Annotated in this window: 16 protein-coding genes; 15 read left to right on the top strand and 1 reads right to left on the bottom strand. The window is 36.0% G+C overall.

What is annotated here, in order from left to right:
- Positions 1-91 precede the first annotated feature (91 nt).
- The 14 genes from porW (at position 92) to ACFQ0R_RS03600 (ending at position 15,540) form a co-directional block, all read left to right on the top strand.
- Entirely contained in the window at positions 92-2,629 is a 2,538-nt protein-coding gene (gene porW / locus ACFQ0R_RS03665; RefSeq protein WP_449314340.1) for a type IX secretion system periplasmic lipoprotein PorW/SprE, read from the top strand.
- Between the two features lie 5 nt (positions 2,630-2,634).
- On the top strand, positions 2,635-3,039 hold the full coding sequence (locus ACFQ0R_RS03660; RefSeq protein WP_379657020.1) for a bactofilin family protein: 405 nt from the start codon (positions 2,635-2,637) through the stop codon (positions 3,037-3,039).
- On the top strand, positions 3,014-3,226 hold the full coding sequence (locus ACFQ0R_RS03655) for an AtpZ/AtpI family protein (protein ID WP_379657019.1): 213 nt from the start codon (positions 3,014-3,016) through the stop codon (positions 3,224-3,226). Before ACFQ0R_RS03660 ends, ACFQ0R_RS03655 begins: the two co-directional genes overlap by 26 nt.
- 6 nt (positions 3,227-3,232) lie before the next feature.
- Positions 3,233-3,622: a DUF6168 family protein gene (locus ACFQ0R_RS03650; RefSeq protein ID WP_379657018.1), complete on the top strand. Its 390-nt coding sequence runs from the start codon at positions 3,233-3,235 to the stop codon at positions 3,620-3,622.
- Positions 3,623-3,763: 141 nt separating this feature from the next.
- Positions 3,764-4,852 carry a F0F1 ATP synthase subunit A gene (gene atpB, locus ACFQ0R_RS03645; RefSeq protein WP_379657017.1) on the top strand — a complete coding sequence of 363 codons (1,089 nt, stop codon included), beginning with the start codon at positions 3,764-3,766 and terminating at the stop codon, positions 4,850-4,852.
- A gap of 26 nt (positions 4,853-4,878) precedes the next feature.
- On the top strand, positions 4,879-5,103 hold the full coding sequence (gene atpE, locus ACFQ0R_RS03640; RefSeq protein ID WP_379657016.1) for an ATP synthase F0 subunit C: 225 nt from the start codon (positions 4,879-4,881) through the stop codon (positions 5,101-5,103).
- A gap of 77 nt (positions 5,104-5,180) precedes the next feature.
- The gene (locus ACFQ0R_RS03635; protein WP_379657015.1) at positions 5,181-5,675 is read left to right on the top strand and encodes a F0F1 ATP synthase subunit B; all 495 of its coding nucleotides are present in this window, start codon (positions 5,181-5,183) and stop codon (positions 5,673-5,675) included.
- An 8-nt stretch (positions 5,676-5,683) separates the two neighbouring features.
- Positions 5,684-6,211 (top strand): ATP synthase F1 subunit delta, encoded by a 528-nt coding sequence (gene atpH, locus ACFQ0R_RS03630; protein WP_379657014.1) that lies wholly within the window; start codon positions 5,684-5,686, stop codon positions 6,209-6,211.
- A 41-nt stretch (positions 6,212-6,252) separates the two neighbouring features.
- Positions 6,253-7,833, top strand: coding sequence for a F0F1 ATP synthase subunit alpha (atpA, locus tag ACFQ0R_RS03625; protein ID WP_379657013.1), 1,581 nt, complete (start codon positions 6,253-6,255; stop codon positions 7,831-7,833).
- Positions 7,834-7,843: 10 nt separating this feature from the next.
- Positions 7,844-8,713: an ATP synthase F1 subunit gamma gene (gene atpG / locus ACFQ0R_RS03620; protein ID WP_379657012.1), complete on the top strand. Its 870-nt coding sequence runs from the start codon at positions 7,844-7,846 to the stop codon at positions 8,711-8,713.
- A 132-nt stretch (positions 8,714-8,845) separates the two neighbouring features.
- Entirely contained in the window at positions 8,846-10,102 is a 1,257-nt protein-coding gene (locus ACFQ0R_RS03615) for a peptidoglycan DD-metalloendopeptidase family protein (protein WP_379657011.1), read from the top strand.
- 215 nt (positions 10,103-10,317) lie between these two features.
- Positions 10,318-13,542, top strand: coding sequence for a TonB-dependent receptor (locus ACFQ0R_RS03610; RefSeq protein ID WP_379657010.1), 3,225 nt, complete (start codon positions 10,318-10,320; stop codon positions 13,540-13,542).
- Between the two features lie 122 nt (positions 13,543-13,664).
- Positions 13,665-14,804: an ATP-binding protein gene (locus ACFQ0R_RS03605; RefSeq protein WP_379657009.1), complete on the top strand. Its 1,140-nt coding sequence runs from the start codon at positions 13,665-13,667 to the stop codon at positions 14,802-14,804.
- Position 14,805: 1 nt separating this feature from the next.
- Positions 14,806-15,540, top strand: coding sequence for a metallophosphoesterase (locus ACFQ0R_RS03600; protein WP_379657008.1), 735 nt, complete (start codon positions 14,806-14,808; stop codon positions 15,538-15,540).
- Here ACFQ0R_RS03600 and dxs read toward each other — a convergent pair.
- Positions 15,537-17,312 carry a 1-deoxy-D-xylulose-5-phosphate synthase gene (dxs, locus tag ACFQ0R_RS03595; protein WP_379657007.1) on the bottom strand — a complete coding sequence of 592 codons (1,776 nt, stop codon included), beginning with the start codon at positions 17,310-17,312 and terminating at the stop codon, positions 15,537-15,539. The two genes, ACFQ0R_RS03600 and dxs, sit on opposite strands and share 4 nt — an antisense overlap.
- Positions 17,313-17,566: 254 nt before the next feature.
- Between dxs and ACFQ0R_RS03590 the strand changes: the two genes are divergently transcribed.
- A complete protein-coding gene (locus ACFQ0R_RS03590) occupies positions 17,567-18,016 on the top strand; it encodes a nucleoside deaminase (protein ID WP_379657006.1) in 450 nt (149 codons plus the stop codon).
- Positions 18,017-18,068 lie beyond the last annotated feature (52 nt).

The following is an 18,068-nucleotide window of genomic DNA, read 5'->3' as shown; positions in this document are numbered from 1 at the left end:
TCCAAAAACATCGAGTTTATAAATTCTACCTATTTTTACGAAATTATAATTTTGTCTATTTTTTTAAGTTATTAAATTAAGACTATTTTTCATGCGGCTAAAACTTCTTTTTTTACTCCTTTTTTGTGCTGTCTTAGTATCATCATGCTCAAGGAAAAAAGATAAATTCTTGAACAAGAATTTTCATGCTATGACTACTTATTATAATATTGTTTATAATGGTAATTTGGCCCTGGAAAAAGGTAAAAAAGAAGTTGAAGCTTCTTACATGGAGGATTATTGGACAGTTTTACCAGTTGAAAGGATGGCAATAAAAAAAGCTAAGCCTAAAACTTTTAATAAAAACACCAATACATCTGAAAATTCAAATTTTGAAATTGCAGAAGAAAAGGCAACCAAGTCTATCCAGAAACATTCTATGTTTATGGGTGGCAAAGAATACAATCCGCAAATTGATGAGGCTTTTTTACTTCTAGGAAAAGCTAGGTATTATGATCAACGTTTTGTTCCATCTAAAGATGCTTTTAATTTTATATTGAATCATTACCCAAAAAGTTCAACTATAAATGAAGCTAAGATTTGGGTTGAAAAGACCAATTTAAGACTTGAGTATTTTGATATGGCCATTGAGAATTTAGTTTCTCTCATTAATTCTACAGAATTAACTCCTTTGGAAAGCTTTGAAGCTTCAACGACTCTGGCGCAAGCATATATCTTTGAAAACGAGAAAAGACTTGCTATTCCACCTCTGAGAAGGGCTATAGAAACTGCTCCGGATGATGAAAAACGAGGTCGTTTACTTTACATAAAAGGTCAGTTATATTCATTGTTAGGAGAAAAGGATAGTGCTATGGCAAGCTTTGACGATGTTATTGCTTTGAACAGGAAGTCACCTCGACGTTATATGATTCATTCAAAATTGGAGAAATTAAGACTTCAGGGTTTTGAAAACGCACCTTGGTATGAGACGGAGCTGTCCTTTCAAGAACTTACAGAAAACCGTGAAAATCGACCTTTCTTAGACTTTATTCATTACGATAACGCAGTTTTTCGTCTAGCAAAAGATTCTGTTGATTTAGCTATTGATAAATTCAACAAGTCACTTAGACAAGAGCCAAAAGATAAATATTTAAAAAGCAGAAATTATTTCAATCTTGGAGAAATTTATTTTGACAGAGCCTCTTATGAAACATCTGGAAAATACTACGATAGTACTTTAAGCAATCTGGCTCAGGAAAGTCTGGAATATAGACAAGTCAAAAGAAAACGAGACAACCTCGAAGATGTTATTAAGTATGAAAAAATTGCAAAAGAAACTGATAGTATTTTGAATTTGGTAGAAGCTTCTGAAGAAAAGCGGATTCAATTTTTCACGACTTATATCGAAAAGCTTAAAGAAGAAGAAAAAAGTGTTTTTGCCAGTAACAAGACTTCAAAACTAGGCAATTCAAGATTCGGAGCACAAAAAAGCCAGATAGGTGGAGGAAGAGCCAATACTTCAGAATTTTATTTTTACAACATTACTCAAAAACAAAGAGGTGAAGAATCCTTCAGAAAGACTTGGGGTAATATAAAATTAACAGACGATTGGAGGAGAAATCCTTCTAGAAAGACTGATTTGGAAAATGATGAAGTTATTGTTGAAGAAGAGAGTGTGAAGCCCGAGTTTGATCCTCAAACTTATATTGCTGAAATCCCAAGTGATGAAAAAGTAATCGATAGTATTTCTGACGAAAGAAATTTCGCATATTATCAACTCGGTATTATATATAAGGAGAAATTTAAAAAATATAATCTTGCAATTTCAAAATTGAATTTTTTGCTTGAGCACAATCCTGAGGAGCGCCTGGTCTTGCCTTCTAAGTATTATCTGTATAAAATTTATGATGAGATAGGAGAGGTAGAATTAGCTAATCAATGGAAAAATGAAATATTAAAAAGCCATCCAGATTCAAGATACGCTAGTATTTTGAGAAATCCTGAGGCTTATAGAAGCGATGCAGAGAACCCTCAAAATATTTACAATAATCTATATAAGAGTTACAAATCTGGTAAGTATGAATATGTTCTAAATGAAATTGATACTTATTCTAAGGTTTTTGTAGGAAATTCAATTTTACCAAAATTAGAACTTCTAAAGGCTCGAGTACTGGCTAAGCATGAAGGGGTGAAGGCATATACAGAAGCTCTCAATTATGTTGCTTTAACTTACCCTCAGTCGCAAGAAGGCAAGTATGCTCAAAAGCGATTTGAAGAATTAAAACGAAATCCACCTTCTTCTGAATTTGACATGAACCCAGGTCCAGATGAAGGTTACTTACTAGTGTTTGATTTTAATAAAAATAATACCGAAGAATCTCAAATTCAGGAATTAAAAAATAAATTGGAAGCTTCAATCCAAGACGAGCAAGGTCTTGAATTGAGTTTAAATATAAATAATTATAGTCAAAATCAAACTTTATTAACGATAAATGGTCTTAAAAGTAAATTAGGTGCAGAAGGCTTGGCAGAAAAGTTTATAAAAAATGCCATTTTTGATAAAAGTTTCACTTATTTTGTGATTACAGAGGAGAATTATAAGATTGCTCAGATTAATAAAAATCTTGATGAATATTTAGAAAAAAAATAAACAGTATGTTTTCAGAAAAAAAAAATAACCCTATGAATTCAGATTTAACAAAAGAACAAAACAAGATTGCACAAGGCACCGTTTTCAAAGGCGGTATTGAATCTCAGGGGAGTTTTCGTATAGAAGGTAAAGTAATTGGGAATATTAAAACCCCCGGTAAAATTGTAGTTGGCAAAACAGGATATATAGAAGGTCAAATCGAGTGTGAAAATGCTGACTTCGAAGGAGAATTCAAAGGAGAACTTAAGGTGACCAAGCTATTAACTTTAAGAGCCACTGCAAAAATTGAAGGTGAGGTTTTTGCCGATAAACTTTCAATAGAACCTGGCGCAGTATTCAACGCTACCTGTAGCATGAAGGGCGCAATAAAATCCATATCTGGTAATGCCAAAAAAGAACAATCAGCCTAATCCTTGGTTGTATTTTTCCGGGCTAGGTTTTCAAATGGGTATCATTATAATAGGTTCAGTTTTTCTTGGAATCTGGCTGGATGAAAAGTACACAGATTCTTCCAAACTCTTTACTATCATATTATCGCTTTTAGGGATTTTCGTTGCTTTAGCTCAAGTTATAACTTCACTTAAAAAATTCAAGTAATACTTCATGAAAAACATTTTCAGAAATCCCTATGTATCCATATTCATATTTTCAATTGTTATAATTTTAATTCACTGGGGAATTGACTCCATTTTTTCAATTATAACATATTATTCTATTATTTCGATCTATGCATTCCACATCATATCAGCTTTAGTTGTGGCTGGAATTATTCAGTTGATTTATGCAAATTATAAAGACTATGCTGGTTTTGCCTTTATGGGGACAAGTCTATTGAAGATGCTAGCAGCCATTCTTTTTCTGCTACCAGGTTTTCTTTCTGAAGATAAGCCATCCTTTGCTAATATTCTCAATTTCTTTGTTCCTTACTTCTTGTTTTTGATTTTTGAAGCGGTCCAGGTTATTAAACTGATTAACCCAAAAGAATCAAATTAAATTAAATAATTTTCAATAAAAAGCGCTCAAAACAAATTATATCTTATTGAAAAAATATTTTTTTGATGCTTTCATTTAAAATTAGAAAGTAAAAACTTACATTTGCACGAAATTTTCGAATTGATATTAAGTCAACTATCTATGGCAACACACAAATCTTCAAAGATTACAGTGGCTTTAATGCTCATGCTTATTTTAAATTCTTTTTCATCCTTCGCTCAGGTAGAAACTGAAGAAGTTATTGACGAAAGTTTCAATCCTACCGAAATGATAATGCATCACATCAGTGATTCTCACGGATGGCATTTTTTTGGGGAAGGAGAAGATTCTTTTACGTTGCCTTTGCCAGTAATTCTGTGGACAGATAAGGGTCTTACTAGCTTCATGTCGAGTGAATTTCATCATGATGTAGAGGGTGAGTATGTGGTTGAGTCCAATGGTCAAAAATTCGTAAACTATCATGAGAAAATTTATGTATTAAACGAAGGAGAGAGTGCTCTGAAGTTTGATGAAGAATCTCACGCGGCTCTTAATGCTAACAGACCATTTGATATTTCGATAACAAAGAATGTAGCTTCTATGCTTATTTCTGCTATACTGCTTGTGTTCATATTTTTGGGACTTGCAAAACATTACAGAAAATCCAAAGCTGCGCCAAAAGGTTTTAAAAATATACTTGAGACACTAGTAATATTTGTTAGAGATGAAATAGCAAGACCTCAAATAGGAGAGAAAAAATATATGAAATTTATGCCTTTTCTTTTAACGGTATTTTTCTTCATTTGGATTTCTAACCTTATGGGTCTTCTGCCAGGCGCAGCAAATGTTACTGGTAACATATCTGTAACAGTAGCTTTAGGTTTATTTACGCTGGCACTTATTTTAATCAATGCTAATAAAGACTATTGGCAACATATTTTTTGGATGCCTGGTATACCAACATTTGTAAAGCCAATTTTGGCTCTTGTTGAAATTTTAGGTGTATTCACAAAACCTATTGCTCTTATGATACGTTTGTTTGCTAACATTACAGCAGGACACATTATTATCTTAAGTTTAATCGGATTGATTTTTATTTTAGAGACTGCGGGAGTTGCAGCCATCTCAGTCCCTTTTGCTTTGTTTATTACAGTTTTAGAATTACTTGTTGCATTTTTGCAAGCTTTTATATTTACAATGCTGTCAGCCTTATTTATTGGAATGGCAGTTCAAGAACATGAACATCATTAATCTTTAATTTTTAATATTTATTTACTATGGAATTATTACACGTAGGACTTGCAGCTTTAGGAGCTGGATTGGCAGTTTTGGGAGGAGCAATTGGTATCGGTAAAATCGGTGGATCCGCAATGGAAGCTATCGCTCGCCAGCCAGAAGCTTCTGGGAAAATCCAGACAGCTATGATTATTGCAGCTGCACTTGTAGAAGGTGTTGCTCTTTTTGGAGTAGTTGCTGCCTTACTTGGGGTTCTTACCTCATAAAAATGATGAAAACCCTCATAGCCAACGGTTGGTTGGGTGAGGGTTTTATTTTTATTTAAAAAAAACACTTATCATATATGGATTTAATTACTCCTGAATACGGTTTATTTGTTTGGCAAGTAGTTGTCATGATTATTTTGATTTTCTTGCTTACTAAGTTCGCTTGGAAGCCGGTAATGAAAGCTGTAGGCGAAAGAGAAGCTTCGATTAATGATGCCTTAGCTTCTGCTGAAAAAGCTAAAGAAGAATTGGCTAACTTGAAAGCTGATAATGAAAAGTTGCTTCAACAAGCCAGAGCTGAACGCGATGAAATGTTGAAAGAAGCTCAAGAAATGAAAAAGTCTATCATCGAGGAAGCTACTGAAGATGCTAATGAAAAATCTGAAAGAATTCTTGAGAAAGCTCAAGTCACAATTGAAAGTGAGAAGAAACAAGCTCTAGCAGAAATAAAGTCTCAGGTTGCTGAATTGTCTGTTCAAATCGCTGAAACTGTTGTTAAAAAGCAGTTGGATGATAAGAAAGAGCAAATGACTTTAGTGAATAAAATGCTTGACGACGTCAAACTTAATTAATAAGATACATGGGAAGTAGAGCAGGAAAAAGGTACGCGAAGGCAATCATAGAATTGGCTCAAGAAAACAAACTGGAAGACAAAGTTTTAGAAAACTTTAATTCTATATATTCTACCGTTTCCAACAATAAAGATCTTAAACTGATGCTTACAAGCCCATTAATTGAAGTAAGCAAAAAAGAGGCTGTGCTTTTAGAAATTTTTGATGAAGTCGAAACTTTAGTCAAAAAACTTATTAAAACGCTTGCTCATAATAATCGTGTTGAATTATTGGAGCATGTCTCAGAACAATATATTGAACTTTATAATACCAAGCATCACATTCAATATGCAACTGTGACAACAGCTGTCGAAATGACTAAAGATCTTGAAGATAAAGTGCAAGAAAAAATTAAAGAAATTTCTGGTTACACAGCAAATCTAACAAACCAAGTCGATGAATCTATTCTTGGTGGATTTATACTCAGATTGAAAGACCTTCAATTTGATGGAAGTGTTTCTAGCGGTCTTAAACGATTCAAAAGACAATTATTATAAAACTAAGCGGTATGTATTTACCATTTAATGCAAAATAAATTATGGCTGAAGTAAACTCTGCTGAAGTTACAGCAATCTTAAAAAAGCAAATCTCGGGTTTCGAATCTGAAACCTCTTTAGATGAAGTAGGAACAGTTCTTAGAGTTGGTGATGGTATCGCCAATGTTTATGGTTTGACCAATGCACAACTTGGAGAGCTTGTAGAATTTGAAGGAGGACTTAACGGGATGGTGCTTAACCTAGAGGAAGACTCTGTAGGTGTGGTGCTTTTAGGTAAGTCCAATGACATTAATGAGGGAGATTCCGTAAAGAGAACCAAGAAGATTTCTTCTATACAAGTAGGAGAAGGAATTGTTGGTCGTGTTGTAAACACATTAGGAGAAACTATCGATGGAAAAGGTGATATCGAAGGTGAAACTTTCTTAATGCCTATCGAGAGAAAAGCTCCTGGAGTTATCTACAGACAGCCAGTAACCGAACCTATGCAAACTGGTATCAAATCTATTGATGCAATGGTTCCTGTAGGAAGAGGCCAAAGAGAATTGGTGATTGGCGATAGACAGACTGGTAAAACATCTGTTTGTATCGATACAATTCTTAATCAAAAAGAATTTTACGATAAAGGTGAGCCTGTATATTGTATTTATGTAGCGATCGGGCAAAAAGCTTCTACTGTTGCTGGTATTGCTAATCTTTTAGAAGAGAGAGGAGCTTTAGCTTATACTACAATAGTTGCCGCTAATGCGTCAGATCCTGCTGCTATGCAGGTGTATGCTCCACTTGCTGGTGCTGCAATCGGTGAATATTTTAGAGATACTGGAAGACCAGCTTTAATCATTTATGATGATTTATCTAAGCAGGCTGTTGCATATCGTGAAGTGTCTCTATTGTTAAGAAGACCTCCAGGTCGTGAGGCTTATCCTGGGGATGTATTCTACCTTCACTCAAGATTATTGGAGCGTTCAGCAAAAATTATCAACGATGATAATATTGCTAAACAGATGAATGATTTACCTGAAGCTTTACAAGGTAAAGTTAAAGGTGGTGGATCTCTTACTGCTTTACCAATTATTGAAACTCAGGCAGGAGATGTCTCTGCTTATATCCCTACCAACGTAATTTCGATTACAGATGGACAGATTTTCCTAACTTCAGATTTGTTTAACTCTGGAGTAAGACCAGCTATTGATGTTGGTATTTCTGTATCTCGTGTTGGAGGTTCAGCTCAGATTAAGTCTATGAAGAAAGTTGCTGGTACATTGAAACTTGACCAGGCACAATATAGAGAACTAGAAGCGTTTGCTAAATTTGGTTCAGACCTTGATGCTTCTACTCAAAATACGATTGAAAAAGGAAAGCGTAACGTTGAAATCTTAAAACAAGCAGAAGCAAATCCATTTGCTGTTGAAGATCAAATCGCAATCGTTTTTGCAGGAACTAAAAACTTAATGAGATCTGTTCCTGTTGATAAAATTAAAGAATTTGAAAAAGATTACTTGTCTTACTTAAACTCTAAGCACAGAGATGTCTTAGATCAATTAAAAGCAGGTAAATTGACAGATGAAATTACTGACACACTTACAAGTGCAGCCAAAGAAATATCTGCAAAATACAAAGCATAAAGTTTAGTTTATGGCTAATTTAAAGGAATTAAGAAGTAGGATAACATCGGTATCGTCAACGATGCAGATTACAAGTGCCATGAAAATGGTGTCTGCTGCAAAGTTAAATCGTGCTCAAAATGCGATTGAGGACATGCGTCCTTATGCTGATAAACTTACTGAATTATTACAAAGTTTGAGCGCTTCATTAGACAACGATACGAGCAGCCCTTATTCCAACCAGAGAGAAGTAAAATCTGTATTGATTGTTGCTATCTCCTCAAATAGAGGATTGGCTGGTGCTTTCAATACAAACATTGTAAAGCGAGTAAGAACTCTCATTGATGAAACCTACTCTAGCAAATCAGTTGATATTATTGGTATAGGTAAAAAGGCTGGAGATGTCTTGAAGAAGAAGCGTGAGATTAAATCTTCTCACAATGACATATATGACGATTTATCTTACGATGATGTAGCTGAAATAGCCGAGCATTTAATGGAAATGTTCAAATCTGAAAAGTATGATAAGATAGAGCTTGTTTATAATAGTTTCAAAAATGCTGCAACTCAAATTGTCACTAATGAGCAGTTTTTACCTATAAAACCAGCTAGTAAAAAGGGCGGAGAAAGTATTTCATCTGATTATATCTTTGAACCTAATAAAGTTGAAATTGTAGAAGAATTAATTCCGAAGTCACTAAAGATCCAATTGTTTAAAGCAATCAGAGATTCTGTCGCTTCAGAACATGGTGCAAGAATGACAGCAATGCATAAAGCAACTGATAATGCCACCGAATTAAGAGATGATTTGAAATTATCTTATAACAAAGCAAGACAAGCATCAATTACCAATGAGATCTTGGAAATTGTCGCAGGAGCTGAAGCTTTGGCAGATAAATAATTGTCTAAAATTTCAAATAATAAAAAAACCTCTTCCAAGAGGTTTTTTTATTTTCTTTAAGAGCCTATTTATATCTATGTCTTGTCCTCTTTATAATAAAACGTATTTTTGACGTTTTCAATTAAAACATTTATGCTCAATCCCTTCAAGATACGTCTTTTTCTAGTTTTAATAGGCTTTACCATTATCTCCTGTAACGACGATATCGAAGACGCTCAGCCCAGTGAAATTACCGAATCTATTAGTATAGAGCCAACTCCAGAGCCTAAGATTTTTGGATTTGCGTTAAGCGACTACGAAGTCGTTTTTGATACGGTAAAGAAAGGAGAAACTTTTGGTACTATTATGGACAATTATGGAGTTTCTCCCGGAAAAGTTTACCAGATTACACAAAGTATTCCAGATTCAGTAATGAATTTTAGAAGAATTAATTACGGTAAGCCTTATGTGATAGTTAAAAGTAAGGACTCTACTCAGAAAGTTGAGCATTTTGTGTACCAAAAATCTGTAATTGATTACGCAGTTATAAGCCTTGACAGTGTTAGAGGTGAAGCCAAATCAAAACCAGTCAGCATAAAAAGGAAGACAACTTCTGGAGTCATATCTTCATCACTTTCAGCAGCAATTGACGAAGCAGGTTTAGACTATTTGCTTACCAATAGATTTGCGGATATTTATCAATGGAGTGTCGATTTCTTTAAACTAAAGAAAGGAGACCAGTTTAAGCTTATTTATAAAGAAAGATACATAGATGATACAATCTACGCTGGATTAGAAAGTATCGATGCAGCTCTTCTGAAGCATAATGGGAGAGAGTTTTATGCTTTCGAATTTGAAATGGATTCTTTAACCGGTCGTACAGATTACTTTGATGAAAACGCCAAAACACTTAGAAAATTTTTCTTGAAAGCTCCTTTGCAGTTTAGTAGAATATCTTCCCGCTACACAAGACGTCGTTTTCATCCAGTTCAGAAACGTTGGAAAGCGCATAAGGGGACAGATTATGCTGCTGGAACAGGAACGCCTATTTGGTCAACCGCAGATGGGGTAGTAACTAAATCAAGTTACACCAGGGGCAACGGTAATTATGTAAAGGTGAGACATACAAATCAGTATGAAACACAATACTTGCACATGTCTCGTAGAGCTGTAAAAGTTGGTCAGTATGTAAAGCAAGGTGAAATTATTGGCTACGTAGGCCAAACCGGTTTAGCAACTGGACCTCATGTTTGCTATAGATTTTGGGTTAATGGAAGACAGGTAGATCCCTACAAACAAGATCTCCCAGAAGCAGAGCCTATGGAAGAAAAACTTAAGCCTTCTTATTTTGAATTTATTGCTCCTCTAAAAGCCAAAATTGATCAAGTTGAGTATAAAGAGATTCTTTAAAATTCAACTTCAAGATTTACTACAATAGCATTTTTAAGAAGCTAATCGCAATAAAAAACTATTTTTTTATTTCAATTAAGATTTAAGCTTGATTTTAGTAGCATCAGTAAAATTCAAATTTAATTTTTTAACAGTGTTTCTTAACATTGGCTTAATATTAGAACTTTTATCCTGAGCTTACTTTGCACCAAAATATAAACAAAAAAAATTTTCAAATGAAAAAATTGCTACTTGGCTTATTCTTGTTGATAGGAGTAGGTGTATTTGCACAAGGGGTAACGACTTCCTCTATTAACGGTCAGATTACAGACAATAACGATCAGCCTCTTCCCGGGGCAAACGTGATTGCTGTTCATACACCTACTGGGACGCAGTACGGTGTGGTTACCGATTTTGATGGGTACTACAGAATTCCAAACATGCGTGTTGGTGGTCCTTACACATTGACTATCACTTACGTTGGTTTTGAGGATATTCTATTAGAAGGAGTTTTTTTAAGACTAGGTGATTCTGAAAGAATTAGCAGACAAATGTCTGAATCTAACAACGCGTTAGATGAAGTAATCATTTCAGCTTCTAAAAACGGTATTTTTGATTCAGGTCAGACTGGATCCAATACTAACATTTCTCAGAGACAAGTTAAAAACTTGCCTTCTGCAACACGTTCTTTAGGAGACTTCATTAGAACTACTCCAGAAGCTCAGGTGGGCGAGAATGGAAGTATTTCATTAGGTGGTCAAAACAACCGTTACAACGCTATTTATATTGACGGTGCTGTCAATAATGATGCGTTTGGTTTGGCAGGTTCAGGAACAAACGGAGGTCAGACTGGTGTAAGCCCAATTTCTATTGATGCAATTGAGTCTTTCCAGGTTAACCTTTCTCCTTTCGACGTAAGACAATCTGGTTTTGCAGGTGGATCTATCAATGCGATTACGCGTTCAGGTTCTAATAATACAGAAGGGTCTGCTTATTACTATTTAAGAAATCAAGACTTAGCTGGTAAAACACCAACAGCACTTAGGGAAGACAATAGAGAAAAACTGACTGACTTTACAGCAGAGCTTTTTGGAGCTAGAGTAGGTGGGGCAATTGTTGAAGATAAATTATTTTACTTTATCAACTACGAAAGACAGGATGAACAAACACCTCAGCCATTTGTATTTGATCGTTACCAGGGTAATGCTTCAGCACAGGATCTAGCAAATCTTAAACAAGGGCTTATTAATAATTATGGGTATAACCCAGGGATATATGATAACAATACCACTTCACTTATTAGTGATAAATTGATTGCTCGTATCGACTGGAATGTGAACGATAAAAACACCATAACTTTAAAGAATAGTTATGTGAATGCTGAAAATACAGACCCAAGACAGAGTGGAGACAGAAGTATCAACTATACTAATGCTGGTGTATTCTTTCCGTCAAGAACCAATTCTACTACTTTAGAGTGGAGTACGACAAATGGTTCTAACATGTCTAACAACTTACTCATTGCTTATACTGATGTTTTAGACGATAGAAATCCTACTGGAGATCCATTTCCATCAGTTCGAATTTTTGATGGATCTGGTGCTATTTACTTTGGTTCTGAACCTTTCTCTACAGCAAATTTACTGGAACAGAAAGTGTTGAACATTACCAATAATTTTGAAGTATATAGCGGACGTCACAAATTGACTTTCGGAGCCAACTTCGAGTATTTTGATTCTAAAAATGTATTTTTTAGACAAAACTACGGATCTTATACTTTCAATTCATTGTCTGATTTCAATACATACCTAGATGATGTTGATGGAAATGAAGCTCCTGCAAGATTTTTTGATAGAGGATATTCTCTTCTTGGTGGTACAGGAGACAGCTCTTTAGGAGCAGCAGAATTTAGTTATTCTCAGTTAGGTTTTTATGCACAGGACGATGTTGACCTGACAGATGACTTTAAACTAAGTTTAGGTCTTCGTATTGATTTACCTTTCTTTGAAGATGGGTTAGTAAATAATGACTTTAACACCAGAACTGTTGAACTACTTGAAGCAAACGGAAAAGACTTACAAGGTGCTAGAGTTGGACAGGGTATCGATACTCAAGTACACTTTTCTCCAAGATTAGGATTTTCTTGGGACGTTGGTGGAAACAAAACAACTCAAGTAAGAGGTGGTGTAGGTGTATTTACCTCTAGAATTCCTTTGGTATGGCCAGGTGGACAATATAACAATAATGGAGTTACTGCTGGATTCGTAGACGAAAGAGCTATAGATGGAGATGTGTTTTTTAATCCAGACCCATTTGATCAGCCAGTTCAACCAGGAGCTGAACCAGGTACTGGTGCTACAGGTGGACAAATCGACTTATTCGCTCCAGACTTTAAATTACCTCAGGTTGCGAAATATAATATTGCAGTAGATCAAAAATTACCAGTATGGAACTTAATTGCATCTGGAGAATTCTTATACAATGATGTCTTAAATGCTGTTTTTTATGAAAACTTGAACATTAGAGGACCGGTAGGGAATTTTAACGGTGCAGACGGGAGACCTTATTACAATAGAAGAGATTTAATAGACGACAATTATTCTAGTATCTTTTTAGGAACTAACACTAGTGAAGGTTACTCTTATAATGCAACATTTAAATTGACTAAACCTTTCTCTAATGGATTTGCTGGGCAAATAGCCTATACGTATGGTGATGCTTATGAAATTTTCCCTGGCACATCGTCCCAAAACTCTTCCCAGTGGAGAAACCTTGAAACTGTTAATGGTAAAAATGCAAACCCAGGTATTCAGCGTACAGGCTTTTCTGTAGGCTCTAGAATTACAGGTAATGTTTCTTATGAGCACGAATGGAACGACAACGTGAAAAGTACAGTTTCTTTATTCTATGCAGGAGAAGAAGGGCGTCCATTTACTTACTTATACAACAGTAGAAATGACAACATCATTAACGATGACTCAAGAGATAATGCACTTATTTATATCCCTAGAGACGCCAGCGAGATTACTTTTGAAGGAAATCCTACAGAGCAACAAGAACAGTGGGAAGCTTTTAATAGCTATATTAATTCTAGTGATTACTTGAGCGAAAGAAGAGGACAGTATTCAGAACGAAATGGTGAAAGAGGACCATGGAGTCATATAGTAGATTTAAAATTCTTACAAGACTTCAGCTTAGACTTTAATAATAAAAAGCACACGTTCCAATTGTCATTTGATATTTTCAACTTTACTAACCTGATCAACAAGGATTGGGGTCGTAGACCTTTCATACCTGGAAGTATAGGTATTTTAGATGTTGAAGAAGGTGGACCAGATCCAGTATTTAGTTTCAACGCTGATGATTTTCAGTCTGAAGCAGATATCGAAAACTTTGATGATTCAGGCATCTTATCTTCAAGATGGCAAATGCAAGTTGGTTTGAGATATATCTTTAACTAATAATCAATTAGCATTTAATTTTTCTAAAATAGATCCGCCTTAGGCGGATCTATTTTTTTTACAATTAATTCAAACTTGTCTGAAGCTAAGTTGACTTTTTTCCTGTAATTTTAGCCAAGTCTATGATTAACAAGCGTCTCCTTATAAAAAATCTTCTTGCTCATAGTGGCGAGAATAGTTTCTACGACAAGAAATTGCGTGTTGATATTGGATCACGAGAAGGTAAAGCCAAATTCTTAAAACATGTTTGCTCTTTATCCAATACCAATCCCAAAAGCAATGGCTACATCGTCATAGGTATTGAAGATGAAAACAACCGAATACTAGGGGTGGATTTTTTCGATGATAGCAAGATTCAGAATCTGGTTAACGCCTACCTAGAGAACCCGCCAATTGTTTCTTATGAGAATATCCAGTTCCCACATTTACCAGAAGATAAAGTGGTTGGGCTGGTGACTATACGGCCTAAAATGGATAATAGCATTTGTGCTTTGAGAAAAAACATTTGGAAGTATTGGGGCGGGACCGTTTTTATGCGAGAAGGTAGCATAAGTAAACCCAAGGTTTTTGATATCGAAATAAAAGATATCAATTCTGAAATTGTCGCTGCCATAGAACAAAACTCACAGAACAATATTGAATTAACCCTCGATGGCTTTCATGATTTCATTTTGAAAAGCCGTGATTATGATCCCAAATACAAAGTCTTCAAGGAATATTTTGTGCTCTGCTGGGCTGCTAAACCTAAAACCGTTGGAGACAAAACCTTTTATTCCAGAGTAAATATTCAGTTGATTAACGAGCAGGTAAAACTCTTTTATTCTGATTTAGATGAAGTCGAAATTCAATACGATGATGATAAATTTGAGATTTTAGAATATGTGCATCTTGGACTTCAGAATAAATTTCAGTATTATCCCTTAGAAAAGGTGTCCATTCAGTTTAGAGATAATATGCATTATGATATCGAATCAGAATTGGTTTTTGAACCACCTCAATTCGATCAAAAAATGCTTAGACACTATCTTAACCATAACGATAGTTTATTGAAAAAGCTTGAAAAGAAGTTAGCACTAAATTCAGCAGAAAAAAAAGAGCTTGTAAATATGTCGACAATTTACCTTATTGCCTATCTTAATGGCTTTGAGAATTCTTTGGATAAACTGGAAGAAGCAAAACCCTTGCTAAAACAAATTCAGCGTAAAGCCTACCAACGGCTTAAAGATAATATGAGAATTTTACGAAAAATAAAATACAATTAGAATGAGCAGAACACTTGTGATTGGAGATATACATGGTGGATTTAAGGGATTAGAACAGGCTATGCAGCGCTCTGAAGTAACAAAAGAAGATCAGTTAATTTTCCTTGGAGATTATGTAGATGGTTGGAGTGAGACCCCAGAATTGTTGTCATATCTCATTCAATTGAAAGAAGAACAGGATTGTATTTTTATAAGAGGGAATCATGATGATTTGGTTTTAACCTGGTTCCGGACAGGCGAGTCCAATCCCAAATGGTTAGAACATGGCGGAAAAAGCACAATGCTTGCTTATGAAGATGTGAGTTCCACCATTAGAGACATGCACCATAGATTTTTAGAGAATCTGACCAACTATCACATCGATAAACAGAATCGATTGTTTTTACACGCTGGATTTTCCAATCTCCACGGTCCTCAGGCAGAGTTTTATCCTAACACGGTCTATTGGGACAGATCGCTTTGGGAGATGGCAAAAGCTATGGATAAATCCCTTTCTCCAGAAGATTCATTTTACCCAGATCGATTGAAATTGTTCAATGAAATTTATATAGGCCACACTCCAACAACTCGCATAGGGAAGACCGATCCTGTTAACTTAGCCAACGTCTGGAATATCGATACTGGCGCAGCCTTCAAGGGACCAATTAGCATTTTGGACATCGACACCAAAGAAGTTTGGCAAAGTGATCCTGTTTATAAGTTATATTCCGATGAGCCTGGCCGAAATAAAGATTAATGAAGAATTGAAAGAATCTTTTCCTTTATTTTTTTTGAAGAAATCCCCGCTAAGTCATAGAGTTCATCAGTGTCGCCATGTTCTATAAATTGGTCTGGAATTCCCATTTTGTGAATGTCACCTTTGTAGTTTTGAGTTTGAGCAAATTCTAAAACCGCATCTCCAAATCCGCCTTTCACCGCGCCATCTTCAATAGTGATAATCTGCTGAAATTTATTAAAAACAGAATCCAGTAAGTTTTCATCCAGAGGTTTCAAAAAACGCAGATCATAATGCGCTATACTGAATCTGCCACCGATGGCTTCAATACTTTGAGATACATTGCCTGAAATACTTCCTAAACTTAAAATCGCCACATCAGAACCTTCCTGAAGGCATCTTCCTTCGCCAATGTTGAGCTTTTCGAACGGTCTCTTCCAGTTTTTGATATGTCCGCGTCCTCTAGGATACCTGATTGCCATTGGCTGTTGCAGGTCTTGAGTGGCTGTATAAAGAAGCTGTCTCAATTCTATGGCATCCGCCGGTGCGGCGATAATCAAATTAGGAATACAGCGCAAAAATGCTAAATCAAACACACCGTGATGCGTTGCTCCGTCGTTGCCCACCAGTCCAGCTCTATCGATACAAAAAATCACCGGAAGATTCTGCAAAGCCACATCATGAATCACCTGATCGTAAGCCCGTTGTAAAAAGGTGGAATAAATAGCACAAAACACTTTATGGCCCTGAGTCGCCATGCCGGCAGCTAGGGTGACTGCATGTTGCTCTGCAATGCCGACATCGAAGGCGCGATCTGGAAATTCCTCCATCATATACTTCAACGAGCTTCCCGTTGGCATAGCCGGAGTAATACCAACGATCTTATCATCAGTTTTAGCGAGTTCTAATATCGTCAGGCCAAATACATCTTGAAATTTAGGCGGTAAATCCTGATTGTTTTTGGGCAAGACTTCGCCTGTGGTTTTATCAAATTTGCCAGGCGCGTGGTATTTGACCTGGTCTTCCTCAGCTTGTTTTAAGCCTTTGCCTTTTTTGGTGATGACATGCAAAAGTTTAGGCCCTTGTTTTGTTTTTAGGTTTTCAAAGGCTTTCAAAAGTTCGGGTAAATCATGCCCGTCGATCGGGCCTTCGTAATGAAAATTCAGGGCTTCAATGATATTATCCTGTGATGGTTTTTTACCGATTTTAGCTTTGGTCAAATAAGTTTTGAGCGCACCTACGCTTGGATCAATACCGATGGCGTTGTCGTTGAGTACAATTAAAAGATTGGCTTTGGTCACCCCCGCATGATTGAGGCCTTCAAACGCCATCCCTGAAGCTATGGAGGCATCGCCAATGACAGCGATGTGCTGTTTGTTGAAATCACCCTTCAGCTGAGAAGAAATCGCCATGCCTAATGCAGCTGAAATCGAGGTGGAACTATGCCCGGTGCCAAAAGTATCGTAGATGCTTTCTTCACGTTTAGGGAAACCAGAAATACCGTTAAGCTTTCTGTTAGTCTCAAAACTATCTCGACGCCCCGTTAGGATTTTATGGCCGTAAGCCTGGTGACCAACATCCCAGACCAGTAAATCATCAGGGGTTTCAAAACAGTAATGTAGAGCAATAGTCAACTCTACCACGCCAAGACTTGCTCCTAGATGACCTTCTTTGGTCGACACAATATAGATGATAAACTCTCTCAACTCTCTGGCCAATTTTTCCAATTGGTTAGTCTCAAGCCGACGTAAGTCTTCGGGTGAATTTATTTGTGAAAGCAAATCTAAAGTCATGATACAAAGTTACCAATAGTCTTTGAGTTTTTGAGTGATGTGAGTTTGATAGTATTCAATTTTGGGAAGCATCACTACATGTTTTAACTTCGTGCGGAGTCGAAAAGTGGAATAAAGATCAATAATTAATGGTTCTCGACTTTAGTTTATCCTGAGCAAAGTAGAGGGACTCGAATATAAACAAAGCAAATTAATCTTCATAATTATGAGTGGAAAAACCGAATAGTTCTGATTTAGAAATACTATTTTTGACTATGCTAACTCCTTTTGACGATACGTATTTTATGAAAAAAGCTTTGGAAGAAGCCCATTTGGCTTTAGACAAAGGCGAAGTTCCTGTGGGAGCTATTATCACACATAAAAATCAGATCATCGCTAGAAGTCATAACCTCACCGAATTACTCGTCGATGTCACTGCCCATGCCGAAATGCAGGCGATCACGTCGGCGGCTAATTTTATCGGTGGGAAATACCTCAGAGACTGTACCATGTACGTCACTCTAGAGCCCTGCCAGATGTGCGCCGGTGCGTTATATTGGAGTCAGTTGTCTCGACTGGTGTTTGCTGCCGAAGATGAAGTCCGTGGTTACAGAGCCATGAACACACAGCTGCATCCCAAAACCAAAGTGGATTTTGGAACGATGAAAACAGAAGCTTCTCAATTACTGAAGACTTTTTTTATTCAGAAGCGGAATTTGAATTGATTGTGTTAAATTCTAAAATAAATTAACTACATGTTTAGTTTATTGTTAGCTT

This window comes from Psychroflexus salinarum (assembly GCF_042677225.1).
GTDB lineage: Bacteria > Bacteroidota > Bacteroidia > Flavobacteriales > Flavobacteriaceae > Psychroflexus > Psychroflexus salinarum.
Note: the sequence above shows the minus strand (reverse complement) of the source record. Positions and strands in the feature narration are given on the sequence as shown.

Coding starts and splice junctions, on each gene's coding strand:
- porW (WP_449314340.1), top strand. CDS start 92: ATGCGGCTAAAACTTCTTTTTTTACTCCTTTTTTGTGCTGTCTTAGTA.
- ACFQ0R_RS03660 (WP_379657020.1), top strand. CDS start 2,635: ATGTTTTCAGAAAAAAAAAATAACCCTATGAATTCAGATTTAACAAAA.
- ACFQ0R_RS03655 (WP_379657019.1), top strand. CDS start 3,014: ATGCCAAAAAAGAACAATCAGCCTAATCCTTGGTTGTATTTTTCCGGG.
- ACFQ0R_RS03650 (WP_379657018.1), top strand. CDS start 3,233: ATGAAAAACATTTTCAGAAATCCCTATGTATCCATATTCATATTTTCA.
- atpB (WP_379657017.1), top strand. CDS start 3,764: ATGGCAACACACAAATCTTCAAAGATTACAGTGGCTTTAATGCTCATG.
- atpE (WP_379657016.1), top strand. CDS start 4,879: ATGGAATTATTACACGTAGGACTTGCAGCTTTAGGAGCTGGATTGGCA.
- ACFQ0R_RS03635 (WP_379657015.1), top strand. CDS start 5,181: ATGGATTTAATTACTCCTGAATACGGTTTATTTGTTTGGCAAGTAGTT.
- atpH (WP_379657014.1), top strand. CDS start 5,684: ATGGGAAGTAGAGCAGGAAAAAGGTACGCGAAGGCAATCATAGAATTG.
- atpA (WP_379657013.1), top strand. CDS start 6,253: ATGGCTGAAGTAAACTCTGCTGAAGTTACAGCAATCTTAAAAAAGCAA.
- atpG (WP_379657012.1), top strand. CDS start 7,844: ATGGCTAATTTAAAGGAATTAAGAAGTAGGATAACATCGGTATCGTCA.
- ACFQ0R_RS03615 (WP_379657011.1), top strand. CDS start 8,846: ATGCTCAATCCCTTCAAGATACGTCTTTTTCTAGTTTTAATAGGCTTT.
- ACFQ0R_RS03610 (WP_379657010.1), top strand. CDS start 10,318: ATGAAAAAATTGCTACTTGGCTTATTCTTGTTGATAGGAGTAGGTGTA.
- ACFQ0R_RS03605 (WP_379657009.1), top strand. CDS start 13,665: ATGATTAACAAGCGTCTCCTTATAAAAAATCTTCTTGCTCATAGTGGC.
- ACFQ0R_RS03600 (WP_379657008.1), top strand. CDS start 14,806: ATGAGCAGAACACTTGTGATTGGAGATATACATGGTGGATTTAAGGGA.
- dxs (WP_379657007.1), bottom strand. CDS start 17,312: ATGACTTTAGATTTGCTTTCACAAATAAATTCACCCGAAGACTTACGT.
- ACFQ0R_RS03590 (WP_379657006.1), top strand. CDS start 17,567: ATGCTAACTCCTTTTGACGATACGTATTTTATGAAAAAAGCTTTGGAA.